This window comes from Pseudomonas rhizoryzae, from assembly GCF_005250615.1.
Taxonomy (GTDB): Bacteria; Pseudomonadota; Gammaproteobacteria; order Pseudomonadales; family Pseudomonadaceae; genus Chryseomonas; species Chryseomonas rhizoryzae.
Map to the genome: position 1 here is coordinate 45,516 of NZ_SULM01000012.1, position 17,603 is coordinate 63,118.

The 17,603-nt window shown below is 67.1% G+C and carries 14 protein-coding genes; 7 read left to right on the forward strand and 7 right to left on the reverse strand.

The genetic code is table 11. The features are described from left to right. Window positions 1–70: 70 nt before the first annotated feature. A complete protein-coding gene (locus FAZ11_RS19245; protein WP_058773670.1) occupies window positions 71–976 on the reverse strand; it encodes a LysR substrate-binding domain-containing protein in 906 nt (301 codons plus the stop codon). Window positions 977–1,130: 154 nt separating this feature from the next. On the opposite strand from FAZ11_RS19245, the gene FAZ11_RS19250 reads away from it, so the two are divergent. Then, window positions 1,131–2,564, forward strand: a complete 1,434-nt coding sequence (locus FAZ11_RS19250) for an aspartate ammonia-lyase (RefSeq protein WP_058773671.1) — start codon at window positions 1,131–1,133, stop codon at window positions 2,562–2,564. A gap of 304 nt (window positions 2,565–2,868) precedes the next feature. Then, a complete protein-coding gene (locus FAZ11_RS19255; RefSeq protein WP_058773672.1) occupies window positions 2,869–4,077 on the forward strand; it encodes a GGDEF domain-containing protein in 1,209 nt (402 codons plus the stop codon). Here the strand turns inward: FAZ11_RS19255 and FAZ11_RS19260 are convergent. Further along, complete coding sequence (locus tag FAZ11_RS19260; RefSeq protein ID WP_058773673.1) at window positions 4,074–4,862, reverse strand: helix-turn-helix domain-containing protein; 789 nt, start codon at window positions 4,860–4,862, stop codon at window positions 4,074–4,076. The genes FAZ11_RS19255 and FAZ11_RS19260 overlap by 4 nt on opposite strands. A gap of 272 nt (window positions 4,863–5,134) precedes the next feature. Between FAZ11_RS19260 and FAZ11_RS19265 the strand changes: the two genes are divergently transcribed. Next, window positions 5,135–6,589: an alanine/glycine:cation symporter family protein gene (locus FAZ11_RS19265; RefSeq protein ID WP_058762273.1), complete on the forward strand. Its 1,455-nt coding sequence runs from the start codon at window positions 5,135–5,137 to the stop codon at window positions 6,587–6,589. Between the two features lie 149 nt (window positions 6,590–6,738). Further along, window positions 6,739–7,722, forward strand: a complete 984-nt coding sequence (locus FAZ11_RS19270) for an asparaginase (protein WP_058773674.1) — start codon at window positions 6,739–6,741, stop codon at window positions 7,720–7,722. 378 nt (window positions 7,723–8,100) lie between these two features. On the opposite strand, the gene FAZ11_RS19275 is transcribed toward FAZ11_RS19270, so the two are convergent. Continuing rightward, a complete protein-coding gene (locus tag FAZ11_RS19275; protein WP_058767431.1) occupies window positions 8,101–9,003 on the reverse strand; it encodes a D-hexose-6-phosphate mutarotase in 903 nt (300 codons plus the stop codon). A gap of 168 nt (window positions 9,004–9,171) precedes the next feature. Here FAZ11_RS19275 and ampC point away from each other — a divergent pair, with 168 nt between their 5' ends. Then, window positions 9,172–10,326, forward strand: coding sequence for a class C beta-lactamase (ampC, locus tag FAZ11_RS19280; protein WP_058773840.1), 1,155 nt, complete (start codon window positions 9,172–9,174; stop codon window positions 10,324–10,326). Window positions 10,327–10,505: 179 nt separating this feature from the next. Here the strand turns inward: ampC and FAZ11_RS19285 are convergent, their stop codons facing one another. The 4 genes from FAZ11_RS19285 to FAZ11_RS19300 form a co-directional block, all read right to left on the reverse strand. Then, window positions 10,506–12,179: a Na/Pi cotransporter family protein gene (locus FAZ11_RS19285; RefSeq protein ID WP_058773841.1), complete on the reverse strand. Its 1,674-nt coding sequence runs from the start codon at window positions 12,177–12,179 to the stop codon at window positions 10,506–10,508. Between the two features lie 164 nt (window positions 12,180–12,343). After that, a complete protein-coding gene (locus tag FAZ11_RS19290) occupies window positions 12,344–13,096 on the reverse strand; it encodes a TerC family protein (RefSeq protein ID WP_058762268.1) in 753 nt (250 codons plus the stop codon). 112 nt (window positions 13,097–13,208) lie between these two features. Continuing rightward, the gene (locus tag FAZ11_RS19295; protein WP_058773842.1) at window positions 13,209–14,543 is read right to left on the reverse strand and encodes a CitMHS family transporter; all 1,335 of its coding nucleotides are present in this window, start codon (window positions 14,541–14,543) and stop codon (window positions 13,209–13,211) included. 407 nt (window positions 14,544–14,950) lie between these two features. Continuing rightward, window positions 14,951–15,853 (reverse strand): homocysteine S-methyltransferase family protein, encoded by a 903-nt coding sequence (locus FAZ11_RS19300; protein ID WP_058773843.1) that lies wholly within the window; start codon window positions 15,851–15,853, stop codon window positions 14,951–14,953. Window positions 15,854–15,953: 100 nt separating this feature from the next. Here FAZ11_RS19300 and FAZ11_RS19305 point away from each other — a divergent pair, with 100 nt between their 5' ends. Together FAZ11_RS19305 and FAZ11_RS19310 are read left to right on the forward strand one after the other, a co-directional pair. Continuing rightward, window positions 15,954–16,775, forward strand: a complete 822-nt coding sequence (locus FAZ11_RS19305; RefSeq protein WP_058773844.1) for an ABC transporter substrate-binding protein — start codon at window positions 15,954–15,956, stop codon at window positions 16,773–16,775. After that, entirely contained in the window at window positions 16,772–17,578 is an 807-nt protein-coding gene (locus tag FAZ11_RS19310; protein ID WP_058773845.1) for an amino acid ABC transporter permease, read from the forward strand. The genes FAZ11_RS19305 and FAZ11_RS19310 overlap by 4 nt, the downstream gene beginning before the upstream one ends. The last annotated feature ends 25 nt before the right edge of the window (window positions 17,579–17,603 follow it).

Sequence of the window (17,603 nt, forward strand, 5' to 3'; positions counted from 1 at the left end):
GAATCGCGGAAAAGGCTTGCAGGACGTCGGCTAGCGAAATGCCGAAATCAGCATAATCGAGTACCACCGATCAGCCGCTGTGGCGCTGCGTCTCCAGATGCCGCCAGACCTGCTGCACCAGCCGCTTGCGCAACAGGGCACAGCGATAGAGACGGATCTCCAGGCCGACCTGCCAGGCGGCGTCGCCGCACACCGCCAGCTCGCCACGCGCCAGTTCCGCCGCCACCGACAGTTGCGGCACCCAGGCCACGCCCAGGCCCTGCAGCGCCATGGTCTTGAGGCTGTCGGCCATGGCGGTTTCGTAGAGGGTGACGGCGCGCAGCTTGCGCTGGCGCAACAGCAGATTCACCGAGCGACCGAGGAAGGCGCCGGCGCTGTAGGCCAGCAGGGGCACGCTACCCTCCCCGTCCAGTTGGAACAGTGGCTGGCCGTCGCCGTCGGTGGCGCAGACCGGCAGCATGGCGGTGTGCGCCAGGTGCAGCGAGGGGAAGAGTTCCGGGTCCATCTGCAGGGCGGCGTCGGGATCGTGGAAGGCCAGCATCAGGTCGCAGGCGCCGTCGCGCAGGGCGTGGATGGCGTCGCCGACGTTGGTGGCCACCAGCCGGCTGGCCAGCGCCAAGCCCTGGCCGCGCAGGCCGGCGATCCACTGCGGGAAGAAACCCAGGGCCAGGGAATGGGCGGCGGCGAATTGCAGTACCTCGCCCTGCCCGCCTTCGAGGTGGTGCAGGTGACGTACCGTCTCGCCCAGCTGCTCCACCACGCTGCGCGCCGTGACCAGGAACAGTTGCCCGGCCTCGGTGAGGCTGACCGGGGTGTGGGATCTGTCGACCAGGGTCAGGCCGACGCTTTCCTCCAGGGCGCGGATGCGCCGGCTGAAGGCGGGCTGGGTGACGAAGCGCTTTTCGGCGGCCTGGGAAAAGCTGTAGGTGGCCGCCAGGGCGACGAAGTCTTCCAGCCATTTGAATTCGATGTTCATGGCACCCATACGTCGTCGGATCTCACGAGGTCACAACGGGAGTTATGCCGATCCGGCATGAGGCTTGGCGGATCGGCATTGGCCGGGATCGGCTGGCAGGCCTAGATTCTAGGCCATCGCGGCGCCCGCCGCTTGATCGAAGCCTAACGCTATCATGTCCGACTCTGCATCATCCGTCCGCCTCGAAAAAGATCTGCTCGGCACTCTCGACGTCCCCGCCGAGGCTTACTACGGCATCCAGACCCTGCGCGCCGTACAGAACTTCCGCCTCTCCGGCGTGCCCCTCGGGCACTATCCGAAGCTGGTGGTGGCCCTGGCCATGGTCAAGCAGGCCGCGGCCGACGCCAACCACCGCCTCGGCCATCTGCCGGCAGAAAAGCACCAGTCGATCAATGAGGCCTGCTCGCGCATCATCCGTGGCGAATTCCACGACCAGTTCGTGGTGGACATGATCCAGGGCGGCGCCGGCACCTCGACCAACATGAACGCCAACGAGGTGATCGCCAACGTGGCGCTGGAGATCCTTGGCCACGCCAAGGGCGAGTATCGCCACCTGCACCCGAACAACGACGTCAACATGGCGCAGTCGACCAACGACGCCTACCCCACCGCCATCCGCCTGGGCCTGCTGCTCGGCCACGACGCCCTGCTCGCCAGCCTGGACAGCCTGATCACCGCCTTCGCCGCCAAGGGCGTTGAGTTCGCCGAGGTGCTGAAGATGGGTCGCACCCAGCTGCAGGACGCGGTGCCCATGACCCTCGGCCAGGAATTCCATGCCTTCGCCACCACCCTGGGCGAGGACCTGGCGCGGCTGAAGAGCCTGGCGCCGGAGCTGCTTACCGAGGTCAACCTGGGCGGTACCGCCATCGGCACCGGCATCAACGCCGACCCCGGCTACCAGCTCCTCGCCGTGCAGCGCCTGGCGGAGATCAGCGGCCAGCCGCTCAAGCCCGCCGCCGACCTGATCGAAGCCACCTCGGACATGGGCGCCTTCGTGCTGTTCTCCGGCATGCTCAAGCGCACCGCGGTGAAGCTGTCGAAGATCTGCAACGACCTGCGCCTGCTCTCCAGCGGTCCGCGCACCGGCATCAACGAGATCAACCTGCCGCCGCGCCAGCCGGGCAGCTCCATCATGCCGGGCAAGGTCAATCCGGTGATCCCCGAGGCGGTCAACCAGGTGGCCTTCGAGATCATCGGCAACGACCTGGCGCTGACCCTGGCGGCCGAAGGCGGCCAGCTGCAGCTCAACGTCATGGAGCCCTTGATCGCCTACAAGATCTTCGACTCCATCCGCCTCTTGCAGCGCGCCATGGACATGCTGCGCGAGCACTGCATCACCGGTATCACCGCCAACGTCGAGCATTGCCGCCGCCAGGTGGAGCACTCCATCGGCCTGGTCACCGCGCTCAACCCTTACCTCGGCTACGAGACCTCCACGCGCATCGCCAAGACGGCACTGGAAAGCGGTCGCGGCGTGCTGGAGCTGGTGCGCGAGGAGAACCTCTTGGACGAGGCGACCCTGGACGACATCCTGCGCCCGGAAAACATGATCGCCCCGCGGCTGGTGCCGCTCAAGGCCAAGGTCTGACGGCAACACCCAGGAGCAGTAGCCTGCTCGCCTGGAAGGCTGCCGCCACCCCGAGGCGTCCTTGCCTGCGTTGGTTCGGTGGCTAGTCGATCTAGGATGGTCGCCGCGTCTCTTGGGCGCGGCACACTCCGGCCAGGACACGAGCGAGGCCGGCCGTTACGGATCATGATGTCTCAAGCAGACCGAATGGTGGCAAATAGCTACCATTCGGCGCTTTCTCTATTCGGGCCAGGAACCAACGCTCGCTCCAAGAGACTGACGCTGCCTAAGAGATCCACCCGGATCCTTCCGCCAGGTACGGCCGATGCCTCTCAATCTCACTCTTGCCCGAGCGCTGGACCAGCCCTTCTGGGCCCTGCGCTTCGAGCCCGAGCTGGAACAGCACTATCAGCAAGACATCGCCAGGTCACGGCGCCGTCATCTGCGCATCAGCCTGACGCTGGCTATCCTGGCCTACGCCTGCTTTTCGATCTGGGACTGGATCCTGCTGGCGAACAGCTTCTGGGCCGTCACCTTGCATAGCCTCCTGGTGGTACTAGGCGGGAGCGCCGTGTTGCTGGCATTGAGCCTGCTGCCGGCGGAGCATCCCCTGCGCGAATGGCTGGGTATCCTGCCCAGCGTGCTGGCCTACGGCCCGCCCCTGCTGCAGATCGATGCCAGCGATGCCGCCCATCGCGCCCTCTGGCTGGCGATCCTGCCGCTGCTGATCCTCTATACCAACAGCTGCATCGCGCCGCCGCTGCGCCAGGCCGCGGCACATAGCGCCGTCGCCCTGCTGGCCATCGGCCTGGCGATCCGCGCCCAAGCCCTGCCGGTCCTGGAAACGTCGCTGGTGTTCACCTTGGCAATGGCCACCACGCTCTTCACCCTGCTGGCGACCTTCTGGATGGAGCGGGCGCAGCGACGGGGCTATCTGCTGGTGCTGCGCGACCGGTTGCGTAACGAGGAACTGGCTGCCGCCAATCGCATCTTGGCGCAGCAGTCCGCCACCGATCCCCTGACCGGCGTGGCCAATCGTCGGGCGCTGATGCAGGCACTCGCCACCGCGCTGCCACGGCGGAACCCTCAACCCCTGCTGTTGCTGATGATCGATGTCGACCATTTCAAGGCCTTCAACGACCGCTATGGACATCCCGCTGGTGACCGTTGCCTGCAACGGGTCGCCACCGCCCTGGCCAGCGAGTTACGCCCCGGTGACTGCCTGGCCCGCTATGGCGGCGAGGAATTCGCCCTGCTTTGCACACCCTCGCGCAACGAGGATGCTGGCGCCTTGGCCCAGCGCCTGCTGGACGCGGTGCGCTTGCTGGAAATCCCTCACCTGGGCAATGCCAACGTCGATTCTCGGGTGACCGTGAGCATCGGCGGCGCCTGTGCCGGGCCGGATCATGAATGCGCCGAAACCCTCATCGAAGCCGCCGATCGGCAGCTCTACTGGGCCAAGCAAAAAGGGCGCGACAGGATATGCCTGGAAGCCTGTGATCGCTGCCTGACCCCGATCGGCGAGCCCTTCTAACCCAGGCGATAGACCCGGTCGACCAGCGTCACGTCGGCCAGGCGCTGGCGCAGGTCGTCGTCCAGGCGCGGGTCCTGCCAGTCGTACAGACCGATCCGGGCATAGGCCGCGCCCCGCCGCGGCCGGTCACCGAGGTACTCCCAGACCACCCGGGTACAGGCCGGCTCACGCCGGTCGGAGGCGCTGACGCCGAGCTTGAGGCCATTGAGACGATCGATGCGGTTGCGCGCGCTGGGCAAGAGCACGGTCTGCGACAGCTCGTTGCCGGTGAGGGATTCGTAATCGGTGAAGAACAGCCGGCTTTCCAGGCTCATGGCCAGGCCCAGATAGCGAAAGCGCGCCTGGCTGATCGCCTCGCCCTGGCGGCGCAGGCGTTCGAAGCGCACGTAGCGGAACACCCCCTGCTCCTCGAACAGCCGCACCAGGCCACAGAGCACCACACCGGGGGTGGACAGCGAGGGGTAGTACTCGTGGTAGTAGCCCTGGTAGCGGACCAGGCCTTCCTGGCGGCTGGCGAACAGCCCCAGGGCCTGTCCCGCCCAGCCGCTCTCCTGCTGCGCCGGCAGGCCCAGACGTGCCTCGAACTGGCGGTGCGGCAGCTGCAGCTCGGCCACCGGCAGGGCGAAGAAATCGGCCAGCCGCTGGAGGTTGTAGGCCGACGGACGGCTCTGGCCATTGAGGTAGCGATTGAACTGGGCGCGGTTGATGCCGACGGCGCGACAGACGGCGGCAATCGAGCGGTGGTGCCGGCAGAGCAGCTGCAGATTGGCGGAAAAGTCGCTCATGGCGGGCGCCCGAACTTGACAGACGGCCGGAAAACTAGCATCAAGTCGCGCCATTTTGAAGCGAGGCGCGGAATTGTCCACGCCGGTGGGATAGCCGAACCTAGGCGCACGGTCCGATTCACTGCCCGATCCGCACGGACCGATCCATGCCAGAGCCCATTTTCGTCGTCTCCCCATGACGGGAAGCGGCTCTGGCATGGCTATCCCACAATAATAGCCCCACGGCGTGCGAGCCGGCCTTGGGGCATCACTAGCATGCTCGAGGATTCTTCATGCACTACCTAGAAATGCTCAACGACTTTCTGTCCGGCCACGTGCTCATCGTGCTGATCGTCGGCCTGGGCAGCTACTTCACCCTGCGCTCGCGATTCGTGCAGGTGCGTCATTTCCCGCACATGTTCACCGTATTCAAGGACTCCCTGCGCAACAGCGGCGACGGCCTGAGTTCCTTCCAGGCGCTGATGCTCAGCCTGGCCGGCCGCGTGGGTGCCGGTAACATCGCCGGCGTGGGCCTGGCGGTGACCCTGGGCGGACCCGGCGCGGTGTTCTGGATGTGGGTGACCGCCCTGGTCGGCATGGCCAGCAGCTTCTTCGAGTGCACCCTGGCGCAGGTCTACAAGCGCGCCGACGGCGAAGGCCTCTACGTCGGCGGTCCGGCGTACTACATCCAGCATGGCCTCAACAAGCGCTGGATGGCGCTGATCTTCTCGGGCTTGCTGCTGGTGACCTACGGCTTCGCCTTCGTCGGCCTGCAGTCCTTCACCGTGACCCATTCGCTGCAAAACGCCTTCGGCCTGCCGGTGCAGTACACCGGGATCGCCCTGGCCATCCTGCTGGGCCTGGTGTTCATCGGCGGCATCAAGCGCATCGCCGCGGTCTCCGACATCCTGGTACCGGTCAAGACCCTGGCCTACATCGCCGTCACCCTCTATGTGATCGTCACCCAGATCGACCTGGTCCCCGGCACCCTGCTGACCATCGTCAAGAGCGCCTTCGGCCTGGAACCGGCCTTCGCCGGCCTGCTCGGCGCCGCCATCACCATGGGCGTGAAGCGCGGCGTCTTCGCCAACGAAGCCGGCCTGGGTGCCGCCCCCAACGTCGCCGCCGTGGCCGCAGTCAAGCACCCGGCCGCCCAGGGCGTGGTGCAGGCCTTCAGCGTCTTCCTCGACACCTTCGTCATCTGCACCTGCACCGCGCTGCTGATCCTGCTGTCGGGTTTCTACACCCCGGGCTTCGAAGGCGATGGCATCGTCCTGACCCAGAACTCCCTGGCCGCGGTGGTCGGTGACTGGGGGCGCATCTTCATCAGCGTCGCCCTGTCGCTGTTCGTCTTCACCTGCATCCTCTACAACATCTACCTGGGCGAGAACGGCCTGCGCTACCTGCTCGGCCGCGGCAAGGCCGTGCTGCTGGGCTATCGTGGCCTGGTGCTGGTGCTGATCTGCTGGGGCTCCATGCAGAACCTGACCACGGTGTTCGCCTTCGCCGACATCACCATGACCTGCCTGGCCTTCGTCAACCTGATCGCACTGGCCATGCTGATCAAGGTCGGCATGCGCATCCTCAACGACTACGACGCCCAGCGGCGTGCCGGTGTCGACCAGCCGGTGTTCGATGCCGACCAGTTCCGCGACCTGGACCTGGATCGCCAGGCCTGGCCGGCGCTGGATCGTCTGGAAGAGACCGTCGCCGAGGCCCGCGCCGCCCAGCCGCGCCAGGCGCACTGAGCACCGCTGCGGTCACGTTGGGCTTCGCTGCGCTCAACCCAACCTACGTCACTCCGTAGGTTGGGTTGAGGCGGCGCCATCGCCGAAGCCCAACGACCCGAACCACGACCCCGCGATAATCCTGCATGGCCCGATCCCCAGGAACTCCTATGAGCGCTCCCTACCTGCACATCCTCTACACTGGCGGCACCATCGGTATGCAAGAGACCGCCGCCGGCCTGGCCCCTGCCGCCGGCTTCGAGGCGCGCATCGAGGCCCTGCTGGCCAGCCGCCCGGAGCTGGGCGATCCGGCCTGGCGCCTGCAGGAGCTGCTGCCGCTGATCGACAGCGCCAACATGACCCCCGCCGCCTGGGAACGCATGGCCCAGGCGATCATCGCCGCGGCCGCGGACCCGGCCTGCCGCGGCGTGCTGGTGCTGCACGGCACCGACACCCTGGCCTACAGTGCCGCCGCCCTGGCCTTCCGCCTGCTCGGCCTTGCCATCCCAGTGCTGCTCACCGGCTCCATGCTGCCGGCCGGCGTGCCGGACAGCGATGCCGACGGCAACTTGGCCGACAGCTTCGCCGCCTTCGCCAGCGGACTGGCGCCAGGCGTGCAGGTGCAATTCCATGGTGAACGCCTGCCCGCCGCGCGCTGCACCAAGCAGGCCAGCAGCGGCTGGCAGGCCTTCGTGGAAAGCGCCCGGCCGCGTAGTGGTGACGCCCTCGTTCCCGCGCCTACCGCGCTGCGCTTCGACCAGCCACGCCAACCGGTGCGGGTGGCGGTCTTGCCGCTGTTTCCGGGTGTCGACGGCGCGGTCCTGCGTGGTCTGGCGGGCAGTGGCGTGCAGGGGCTGGTGCTGGAGTGCTATGGCAGCGGCACGGGGCCGGCGGACGACGCCGACTTTCTGGCCGCTCTGGCCGAGTTGCGTGACGCCGGGGTCCCCGTGGTCGCGCTGAGCCAGGGTGCCCGAGGCACCGTGGAGCTGGGCACCTACGCCGCCGGCAGCGGCCTGGCCGACGCCGGTGTGATCTCCGGTCGAGGCATGACCCGCGAAGCTGCCCTCGGCAAGCTGCATGCCCTGCTCGGTGCCGGCCTGGACCGCGCGGCGGCAGCCGAGTGGATCGGGCGCAATCTGTGCGAGGAGTTGTGAGGGTCGGCTAGTGCCGGCTGTTCCCTCACCCCGGCCCTCTCCCAGGGGGAGAGGGGGCGTTTGGGTAAGCGCCGCAGCAAGGCAGTGAGCCAGGCGTGAGCCCTGCGCACGCGCCAATACCCAACACGCCAACGCCTATCGGAGCATCCCCTCTCTCTCTGGGAGAGGGCCAGGGTGAGGGTGCGCTTGAAGCCTGGCAGCGCCAAGCCCTGCGCACCAAAGTCCCCTGAGCGCCCCCTCTCCCTCAGCGAGAATGCCGGGTGAGAGTGCGCTTGAAGCCTGCAAGCCCCAACCCATAGCGCCGAAGCCCATCCGAGCGCCCCCTCTCCCTCCGGGAGAGGGCCGGGGTGAGGGCAAGCCCTAGCGCCTAAGCAGCCCCTACAGCGCCTCGCGCCACAGGCTCACCGCCATCTCGGCCGTAGCACCAGGCGCCACGGTGAGGACATCGTCCATCACCCGGGCGGTCTCGATGCACAGCATGCCGGGCCAGGCGTCGTCGGCGAACTGGCTCAGCCGCGCCGCCTTGTCGATCCAGGGATTCCACAGCACCGCCGAATGACTGTTGCGGGTCTCGACGAACAGCCGACGCTGCCACTGGGCATCGCGGATCGCCAGGCGCGCCGGTAGGCCGACATAGACCCGGTCGGTCTCGCCGGTGATGGTCGGCTCGCCGTTCTGCCGCTTGCGCGTCCAGCCGTCTAGGCAGTCGTAGTAGTCGGCATTGGCCAGGCCTTCGATGCCCACTTCGCGCACGTCGCTCACGGCGAAATAGGTGTGCAGCGCCTGGCTCAGCACCAACGGGTGATCTTCCAGGTTGCGCACGCTCAGGGTCAGCTCCAGGCGCTCGCCCACGCTCAGGCTCAGGGTCAGCTCGGTGGCATGGGGCCAGCCGGGGGTGGTCTCGGCGGAGGTGCGGTGGTGGAAGTCCAGGCGCATCCGATCGGTATCCACCTCGACGCCCCCGGCCTGCCAGGCCACCTGACGCGCCAGGCCATGGGCCGGGGCGTCCGCGGTGGTGGTGCACATGGCCTGGACCTCGGCCGGATTCTTCAGCAGATCGCCAAACCAGGGCCAGCAGACCGGGATGCCGCCGCGGATCGGGGTGCCGGGCTCGAACACGGCTTGCGGATTGCCCCAGACGATGTCCGGCTCGCCGTCGAAGCCGTAGCGCAGGACATGGGCGCCCTGGCAGGCCACCAGGGCTTCGGCCTGGCCGACGCGGATGCGCCAGACGGGCAACTGGCCCAGTTGGATCTGTTCGACGAGGGGGGCAGCGGACATGGGGCGACTCCTGAAAAAGGGAAAGGGCGACTGTAGTCCAGTCCATGGCCGGGCTCCAGCCAGCCATGGACAGCACGGGCGGCAAAACCTCGCAGCGTTGTCCGGTTCTCACGCCGAGCGGCGGATGCTCGGCTAGACTCCTGGCCTCGTCTCCAGGAACCCACCCCCATGACGGTTTTCCCGCGCCTTTCCTGCCTGCTCGGCCTAGGCCTGGCCCTGCCGCTCCTGGCCCAGGCGGCCACGCCCCTCGACGACGAGATCCGCGCCGCGGCCCGTGCGGTGATGACCGAACAGGACATTCCCGGCCTGGCCATAGGCGTCAGCGCCCCGGGCCTGCGCCGGCTCTATTACTTCGGCACCGCCGACCGCCGCAGCGGCCAGCCGGTGGACGCCGCCACCCTGTTCGAGATCGGCTCCCTGAGCAAGACCTACACCGCCACCCTGGGCGCCTATGCGGCGGCGACCGGCCGATTGCGCCTGGACGAAAAGGCGCAGCAGGTCCGCCCGGCCCTGGCCGGCAGTGCCATCGGCCAGGCCAGTCTGCTGCAGTTGGCCACCTATACCGCCGGCGGGCTGCCGCTGCAGTTTCCCGACGCCATCACCACCGAAGCCCAGGCCACCACCTTCTATCGCGACTTCCAGCCGCCCTTCCCCGCGGGCAGCCGCCGGCTCTATTCCAATCCCAGCATCGGCCTGTTCGGCGCCCTGTCAGCCGAGCGACTCGACGAGTCCTTCGCCACCGCCTTGCAGCGCCGGGTGCTGACCCCGCTGGGCCTCAGCCACACCTATCTGCAGGTGCCAGCGGCCGCCGAGACTCACTATGCCTGGGGAATCGGCAAGCAGGGCCAGCCGCTGCGGGTCAATCCAGGGGTCTATGCCGAAGAGGCCTATGGCATCAAGACCACCGCGGGCGATCTGCTGGGCTTCATCGAGGCGAATCTGAAACCTGAAAAGCTGCCGGCGCCCCTGGCCAAGGCCATCACCACTACCCAACAGGGCTACTACCGCAGCGGCCCCATGACCCAGGGCCTGGGCTGGGAAGCCTACGCCTATCCGCTGCCCAAGACCCAACTGCTGGCCGGTAACACCCCGGCGATGGCCCTGGAGCCACAACCGGTGGACTGGCAGCACCCGCCCCTACCGGCCAGCGGCGCCCGCCTGCTGAACAAGACCGGCTCCACCAACGGCTTCGGCGCCTATGCGCTGTTCATCCCCGAGCGCCAGCTCGGCCTGGTGATCCTGGCCAACCGCAACTACCCGATCCCGGCGCGGATCGAGACGGCCTGGCGGATTTTGCAGAAGCTCGATAGCCGGGTGCGGTAAGCGGATTTGTTATCGCGGCCATGGGCCGCTCCTACGAAAGCGTCAAGCCCCTGCAGGAGCGGCAGCATCGGCGGACCGCCATGGCCGCGATGAACCGAAGTGCCCATAGCATCGGCGGAGCTCCGTAGGGTGGATGACGGCGCAGCCTCATCCACGAACCCGCGGGTCAAACCGCGGCCTCAAACCCCGCCCGATTCCTCACGCCCCTCCACCGGTAATTCATGCTCTGTGGCATAGCCGGCGTCCGCCGCTTCCAGCACGCCGTGGGCGATGCTGCAGAAAAGCGAATTGACCCGGCGCATGTCGCTGAGCAGCCCCAGGTGCAGGGAGCTGGTCTCGAAGCTTTCCACCACCTGCTGGTGCAGCCGCTCGACGTGGGCATGGGCGTAGCGCCGCTCCAGCAAGCGGAAGCGCTGCTTGAGCCGGCGCAGGCGGCGGGCGGCGTCCAGGTCGCCGGAAAGATAGACCGACAGGCACAGTTTGAGGCTGTCGACCAGCAACCGGTGCAGGGACGTGAGCTCTTCCACCCCGGAGGCCGAGAAGGAACGCCGGGCGGCGATCTTCTTGCTTTCCACGTCGCTGGCCATGCGCTCGATGAGATCGCCGGCCTGCTCCAGGTTGATCGCCAGCTCGATGGTCTCGGCCCAACGGCGGCTGTCGCGCTCGTCGAGGTCCTCGCGCGGCATCCGCGCCAGGTACAGCTTGATCGCCGTATAGAGGGCGTCGACGTCATCGTCGAGGCGGCGCACCTCGCGGGCCAGTTGCTTGTCGCCAGCGCCACTGACCAGCACCAGCAGGTGCTGCAGCATCTGCTCGATGACGTCGCCCATGCGCAGCAGTTCGCGAGAGGCATTGGTCAGCGCCAGGGCCGGGGTGTCCAGCGCCGCGGTGTCCAGGTGGCGCGGCCGCAGGATGGTCTCGGCGCTCTCCCGGGACGGCAGGATGGCGGTGCAGAAGCGCGCCAGCGGCCCGGTGAGTGGCAGGAACAGTAGGCAACGCACCAGGTTGTAGGCGACGTGGAAGCCGATCACCACCTCGGCCTCGTTGAAGTCGTAGCCCTGCAGCCAGTCGGCCAAGAGGCCGATCCAGGGCAGTACCAGCACACAGCCGGCGAGCTTGAACAGCAGGCTGCCCACCGCCACCCGCCGCGCCTCGACGCCCTGCTTGGCCGCGCCCATCAAGGCCAGCACCCCGCTGCCCAGGTTGGCGCCCACCACCAGGCACAGCGCCACCTTGAGCGAGATGACCGCGGAGCCGGCCAGGGTGGCGGTGAGCAGCACCGCCGCCAGGCTGGAGTAGGAGACCATGGCGAAGACAGCACCGGTCAGGGCGTCGAGCAGTTGGTCACCGGTCAGCGAGGAGAACAGCACCTTGACCCCGGCGGCGTGGGTCATGGGCGAAGCCGCCTCGACGATCAGTTGCAGCGCCAGGATGATCAGGCCCAGGCCGATGGCGACCCGGCCGAGCTGGCCGGCGCGGGTCTGCTTGCGGCCGAGAAAGAACACCACGCCGAGAAAGATCAGCAGCGGCGACAGCCAGGAAAGATCGAAGGTCAGCACCCGCGCCATCAGCGCGGTGCCCACGTCGGCACCGAGCATGATGGCCAGCGCCGGGGTGAGGGGCACCAGGCCCTGGGCGACGAAGGAGGTCACCAGCAGCGCGGTGGCGTTGCTGCTCTGCACCAGGGCGGTGACGGCGATGCCGGAGAGGAAGGCCAGCGGCATGCGCTGCATGCTGCGGCTGAGCACCCGGCGCAGGCTGGCGCCGTACACCCGCAGGATGCCGGTACGCACGATATGGGTGCCCCACACCAGCAGGGACACGGCGGATAGCAGGTTGAGCAGTGTCAGCATCGCGGCGCCCTCCCGGCGCGTGTCCAAGAACTCCTGGCGAGCTTGTCATAAAAGTTTAATGACCGTCCTGCACAGACGCGCGAGCCCGAAGGTAGGGCACCTTCGGGCTCGCGGGGACCTGCTGAGTTAGGCGGCGTGGACCGAGGTGGGTTCCGCCGCTGGGCTCAGATCTGCTCCTTGCGCAGCTTGACCGCCGCGCGCGCCTTGGCCTTGCCACGCAGGCGGATATTGATGGCTTCCACCGCCAGCGAGAAGGCCATGGCGAAGTAGACGTAGCCCTTGGGCACATGGACTTCGAAGGCTTCGGCGATGAGCACCGTACCGACCACGATCAGGAAGGACAGCGCCAGCATCTTCAGGCTCGGGTGCTTGTCGATGAAATTGCTGATGGCACCGGCCGCCAGCATCATCACCAGCACCGCGACGATGATCGCCGCGACCATCACCGGCACGTGGCTGACCATGCCGACCGCGGTGATCACCGAGTCCAGCGAGAAGACGATGTCGATGATGGCGATCTGGATGATGGTGCCGATGAAGCCGCTGCCCTTCTTCGGCGGGGCGTCTTCGTCCTGCTCTTCCTCGCCTTCCAGACCGTGGTAGATCTCGGCGCTGCTCTTCCACAAGAGGAACAGGCCCCCGAAGAAGAGGATGAGGTCACGGCCGGAGATGCCCTGGCCGAAGACGAAGAACAGATCGGCGGTGAGGCGCATCACCCAGGTGATGGACAAGAGCAGCAGGATACGGGTGACCATGGCCAGAGCCAGGCCGAAGAAACGGGTCCGTGCCTGCATGTGCTTGGGCATGCGGCTGACCAGGATGGAGATCATGATGATGTTGTCGATGCCCAGGACGATCTCCAGGGCCGTCAGGGTAAAGAAAGCGACCCAGATTTCCGGGTTGGTCAACCACTCCATTGCAAATCCTCTCGTCAGGCGCGTCTAGGGGCGCGCTCTAATGGAAAAGGCGCGCCGGACGACGCGCCCTTTTCGAACAGCCGGCAAGGCTAGTCGTACAGTTGGTAAAACTCTAGCGGCTGTACAGCGGAAACACACCCAGTAACAAAGCACCGACCAGCAGGAACAGGCAGGTCACGGTGGCCCACTTCAGGGTGAAGCGCTGATGATCGCCGAATTCCACCTTGGCCAGGCCCACCAGCAGGTAGGTCGAGGGCACCAGGGGGCTGAGCAGATGCACGGGCTGACCGACGATAGAGGCCCGGGCGATTTCCACCGGGCTGATGCCATAGGCCGCGGCGGCCTCGGCCAGCACCGGCAGCACGCCGAAGTAGAAGGCATCGTTGGAGATGAAGAAGGTGAACGGCAGGCTGACCAGGGCGGTGATCACCGCCATGTACGGCCCCAGGGCGTCCGGGATCACCGCCAGCAGGCCCTTGGACATGGCGTCGACCATGCCGGTCCCGGAGAGGATGCCGGTGAAGATGCCCGCGGCGAAAATCAGCGAGACCACCGCCAGGACGTTTTCGGCATGGGCGGCGATGCGCTGCTTCTGCAGGTTCAGGCAGCGGTAGTTGACGGTCATGGCGATGCCGAAGGCGATCATGAACAGCACCGGCATCGGCAGCACGCCCATGATCAGCGCGGCCATCAGCGCCAGGGTCAGCAGGCCGTTGAACCAGCGTAGCTGCGGGCGGCGGGCCTCGGCGCACTGGGAGACGGTGACGTCGGCGCCCTCGGTCTCGCCGATCTGCAGGATGCCCAGGCGGGCGCGCTCGCGGCGGCCATAGAGGTAGGCCAGGAAGAACAGCCAGGCGATGGCCAGCAGCATGGGCGCGATCATGGGCACGAAGACGTCGGCTGGGTCCACGTGCAGGGCGCTGGCGGCGCGGGCGGTCGGACCACCCCAGGGGGTCAGGTTCATCACCCCGCTGGAGAGCAGCATCAGGCAGGTCATGATCAGCGGATTCATACCCAGGCGCCGGTACAGCGGGAACATGGCCGCCACGCAGATCATGTAGGTGGTCGAGCCGTCACCATCCAGGGAGACCACCAGGGTCAGGAAGACGGTGCCCATGGCCACCTTGAGCGGATCGCCCTTGACCAGCTTGAGGATCCAGCGCACCGCCGGATCGAACAGGCCGGTGTCGATCATCACCGCGAAGTAGAGGATGGCGAACAGCAGCATCACGCCGGTGGGCGCCAGCTTGCGGATGCCGTCGAGCATCATCGGGCCGAGGGCGTCGAGCTTGACGTGGCCAAGGCTGGCGAATTCGCTGGACAGCGCCCAGGCCAGCACGGCGAAGGCGATCGGCACCATGGTCAGGGCGATCAGCGGAGAGAGGCGCTTGGTCATGATCAGGTACATGAAGGTCATGACCATGGCGAAGCCGAGGAAAGTCAGCATGGGAATACCTCTGGAAATTTCGCGAAAAGGAGAGGGTTCAGCCGCGGCGTTGGGGCGCGGTGAGGGCGAAAATCCAGGGGACGGTGGCGTGCAGAGACGCCCGGGGGGACAGGTACGACATGGCAAGGATCCTGGTTATTTTTGTAGGCACGTCGCCCGCTCACGGAGGCGGGTCTTGAACGGATCCTAAAAGGTCAACCTTTCGCCAGCCTTGCGTGGTGGAAAGGGGATGTCGGCCTGGGATGGTCGGTCAGGACGAAGCGGCGCCCGGCGTCTTGCCGGAGGCCTTGCGGCCGCTGCCGCGACGGTCGCGGACGAGGGGATAGGCAGCAGGGATGACGCCCGCCCGACTTGCACCGGGTCAGGCCGCCTCGCCCCCGCCAAGGCGACGAGGCGATCTGGCGTGTTCAGCCGCGCAGCCGCTGGTCGAGCACCGCGATGTGCTCCGGGCCGATGCCGCAGCAGCCGCCGATCAGGGTCGCGCCGCGCGCCTGCCAGTCCTGGGCGAAGCTGAGGTAGCCAGGCGGATCGAGGTCGGGGCGCAGCGGGTCGAGCCCGTCGTTGGCGGTGGCCTCTTCGGGTTGGGGCGGGAAGGCGTTGGCATAGGCGCCGAACGGGATCTCGACGCCCGCCGTGGCAAAGGTCTCACGGGCGCTGTCCAGTGCCGCCGCCATCACCTCGGGCTGGCTGCAGTTGAACAGCAACGCCCCGGCGCCCAGCTCCACCGCCAGTTGCGCGGCCTCGGCCGCCGGCTCGCCGGATCTCAGGCGCGGCACCGCGTCGACGTCTTCGTCCTTGAGGGTGAAGGACAGCCACAGCGGCTTGCCATCGTCCGGCAGGCCAGCGGCGATGGCGCGCACCTCGGCCAGCGAACTCTGGGTCTCCGCCAACCAGAGATCCACGTGAGGCGCCAGGCCGCGGATCAGCGGCTGCAGCACCTCGTCCACCCGCGCTGGCTCGAACAGATCGGGGCGATAGGAGCCGAACAGGGGCGGCAGGGACCCCGCCACCCGCACCGGCTGCCCGCTGGCGGTCACCGCCTGCCGCGCCAGTTGGCCAGCGCGTGCGGCCAGGGCCTCGCCTTCGGCGGCGAAACGCTGCTCACCGATATGGAAGGGCACCACCGCATAGCTATTGCTGGTGATCACCTGGGCGCCGGCCTCGATATAGGCGCGATGCACCGCTTCCACCTGCTCGGGTGCCTCGCTCAGCGCCAGGGCCGACCACTCCGGCTGGCGAAAGGGCGCGCCGCGTCTTTGCAGTTCACGGCCCATGCCACCGTCGAGAAGAACAAGATTCATGTTGGCCATATAGCTATTTCACTTTTCCTTATAACTAAAACAGAGTTCAATATCGGTTCTCATATCTCTCTAATACCAGGCCCTCTTTCCCTTTGCAAAGGACGCCCCCATGAGAACCGCTCTGCTATCGGCCCTCGGCCTGACCCTGGCGCTGGTCGCCACCTCGGCCTCGGCCGGCGCCACCCTGGACCGTATCAAGGCCAAGGGCGAGTTGGTCAACGTGCTCATGGAAAGCTATCCGCCCTTCTCCCAGCTCAATGCCCAGAACCAGCTGGAAGGCTTCGACGTGGACGTGGCCAAGGCGGTAGCCGACAAGCTGGGCGTCAAGCTGCGCCTGGAGACGCCCTCCTGGGACGTGATCGCCGCCGGTCGTTGGAGCGGTCGCTACGATGTCTGCATCTGCTCCATGACGCCCAGCCAGGCGCGCGCCCAGGTGTTCGATTTCCCGGTCAACTACTACGCCTCGCCGGCGGTGATCGTGGTCAACGCCGGTGACGACCGCATCCACGCCGCCAAGGATCTCTCGGGCAAGAAGGTCGGCGTCACCAGCGCCTCTTCCTACGAGAGCTACCTGAACAAGGACCTGACCATCGAGGGCCAGGAAGACAAGCCGCTGAGCTATCCCTTCGACAATGTCCAGGTGGTGCCCTTCCCCGATGACAACGTCGCCTTCCAGGATCTGGCGCTGGGCGCTGGCACCCGTCTGGACGCCGTCCTGACCAACCTGGTGACCGCCCAGCCGCGCATCGCCCAGGACGGCAAGTTCAAGCTGGCCGGCGCCGCGCTCTATGCCGAGCCCAACGCCGTGGCCATCGAGAAGGGCGATCCGGAATTCGCCGCCAAGCTGCGTGAGATCATCGACGGCCTGCGCCAGGACGGCACCCTGAAGCGCATCTCCGAGAAGTGGATCGGCGCCGACATCACCCAATGACCGAACTCCCGCCCCCGCCCCAGCGCCGCCCCCTGCTGAGCTTTCGTACCCGCGTCTGGCTGACCTGGCTGGCGCTGCTGGCCGGGGGCGTGGTCTTCGTGCTGGGTTTCGATCTTAAGTTCGCCAGCGTCTGGCCACGCCTACCCAACCTGGTGGGCTGGCGCCTGGGCCCCAACGGCTTCCTGCAGGGCGCGGCGCTGACGCTGTTCCTCAGCCTCTGCTCCATCGCCGTCTCGGTGCTGCTCGGCTTCGCCGCCGCCCTGGGGCGACTGTCGTCCAGTGCCCTCGCCTATGGCGTGGCCACCTTCTACGCGTCATTCTTTCGCGGTACCCCGCTGCTGATCCAGATCCTGCTGATCTACCTGGGGCTGCCGCAGATCGGCGTGGTACCGGGCGCCATCAGCGCCGGCATCCTCGCCCTGTCGCTGAACTACGGTGCCTACCTGAGCGAGATCTTCCGCGCCGGCCTGCTTGGCGTCCCCGCCGGTCAACGCGAAGCAGCCCTGGCCCTGGGCCTGGCGCCCCGGGTGATCTTCTGGCGCGTCACCCTACCCCAGGCCATGCGCAGCATCATCCCGCCCACCACCAGCCAGTTCATCTCCATGCTCAAGGACTCCTCCCTGGTCTCGGTGATGGGCGTCTGGGAAGTCATGTTCCTAGCCCAGTCCTACGGCCGCTCCAGCTACCGCTACCTGGAGATGCTGACCACCGCCGCGGTGCTCTACTGGCTGCTGTCGCTGGCGATGGAGTTCATGCAGTCACGCCTGGAAAGGCACTATGGGAAGGCGTATCGGGGGCGTTAGGGTTGCCCTGTTCATACAAACCACT

What these genes read in the sequence shown, in the direction of transcription:
- FAZ11_RS19245 (WP_058773670.1), bottom strand. Translation starts at nt 976, where the DNA reads ATGAACATCGAATTCAAATGGCTGGAAGACTTCGTCGCCCTGGCGGCC.
- FAZ11_RS19250 (WP_058773671.1), top strand. Translation starts at nt 1,131, where the DNA reads ATGTCCGACTCTGCATCATCCGTCCGCCTCGAAAAAGATCTGCTCGGC.
- FAZ11_RS19255 (WP_058773672.1), top strand. Translation starts at nt 2,869, where the DNA reads ATGCCTCTCAATCTCACTCTTGCCCGAGCGCTGGACCAGCCCTTCTGG.
- FAZ11_RS19260 (WP_058773673.1), bottom strand. Translation starts at nt 4,862, where the DNA reads ATGAGCGACTTTTCCGCCAATCTGCAGCTGCTCTGCCGGCACCACCGC.
- FAZ11_RS19265 (WP_058762273.1), top strand. Translation starts at nt 5,135, where the DNA reads ATGCACTACCTAGAAATGCTCAACGACTTTCTGTCCGGCCACGTGCTC.
- FAZ11_RS19270 (WP_058773674.1), top strand. Translation starts at nt 6,739, where the DNA reads ATGAGCGCTCCCTACCTGCACATCCTCTACACTGGCGGCACCATCGGT.
- FAZ11_RS19275 (WP_058767431.1), bottom strand. Translation starts at nt 9,003, where the DNA reads ATGTCCGCTGCCCCCCTCGTCGAACAGATCCAACTGGGCCAGTTGCCC.
- ampC (WP_058773840.1), top strand. Translation starts at nt 9,172, where the DNA reads ATGACGGTTTTCCCGCGCCTTTCCTGCCTGCTCGGCCTAGGCCTGGCC.
- FAZ11_RS19285 (WP_058773841.1), bottom strand. Translation starts at nt 12,179, where the DNA reads ATGCTGACACTGCTCAACCTGCTATCCGCCGTGTCCCTGCTGGTGTGG.
- FAZ11_RS19290 (WP_058762268.1), bottom strand. Translation starts at nt 13,096, where the DNA reads ATGGAGTGGTTGACCAACCCGGAAATCTGGGTCGCTTTCTTTACCCTG.
- FAZ11_RS19295 (WP_058773842.1), bottom strand. Translation starts at nt 14,543, where the DNA reads ATGCTGACTTTCCTCGGCTTCGCCATGGTCATGACCTTCATGTACCTG.
- FAZ11_RS19300 (WP_058773843.1), bottom strand. Translation starts at nt 15,853, where the DNA reads ATGGCCAACATGAATCTTGTTCTTCTCGACGGTGGCATGGGCCGTGAA.
- FAZ11_RS19305 (WP_058773844.1), top strand. Translation starts at nt 15,954, where the DNA reads ATGAGAACCGCTCTGCTATCGGCCCTCGGCCTGACCCTGGCGCTGGTC.
- FAZ11_RS19310 (WP_058773845.1), top strand. Translation starts at nt 16,772, where the DNA reads ATGACCGAACTCCCGCCCCCGCCCCAGCGCCGCCCCCTGCTGAGCTTT.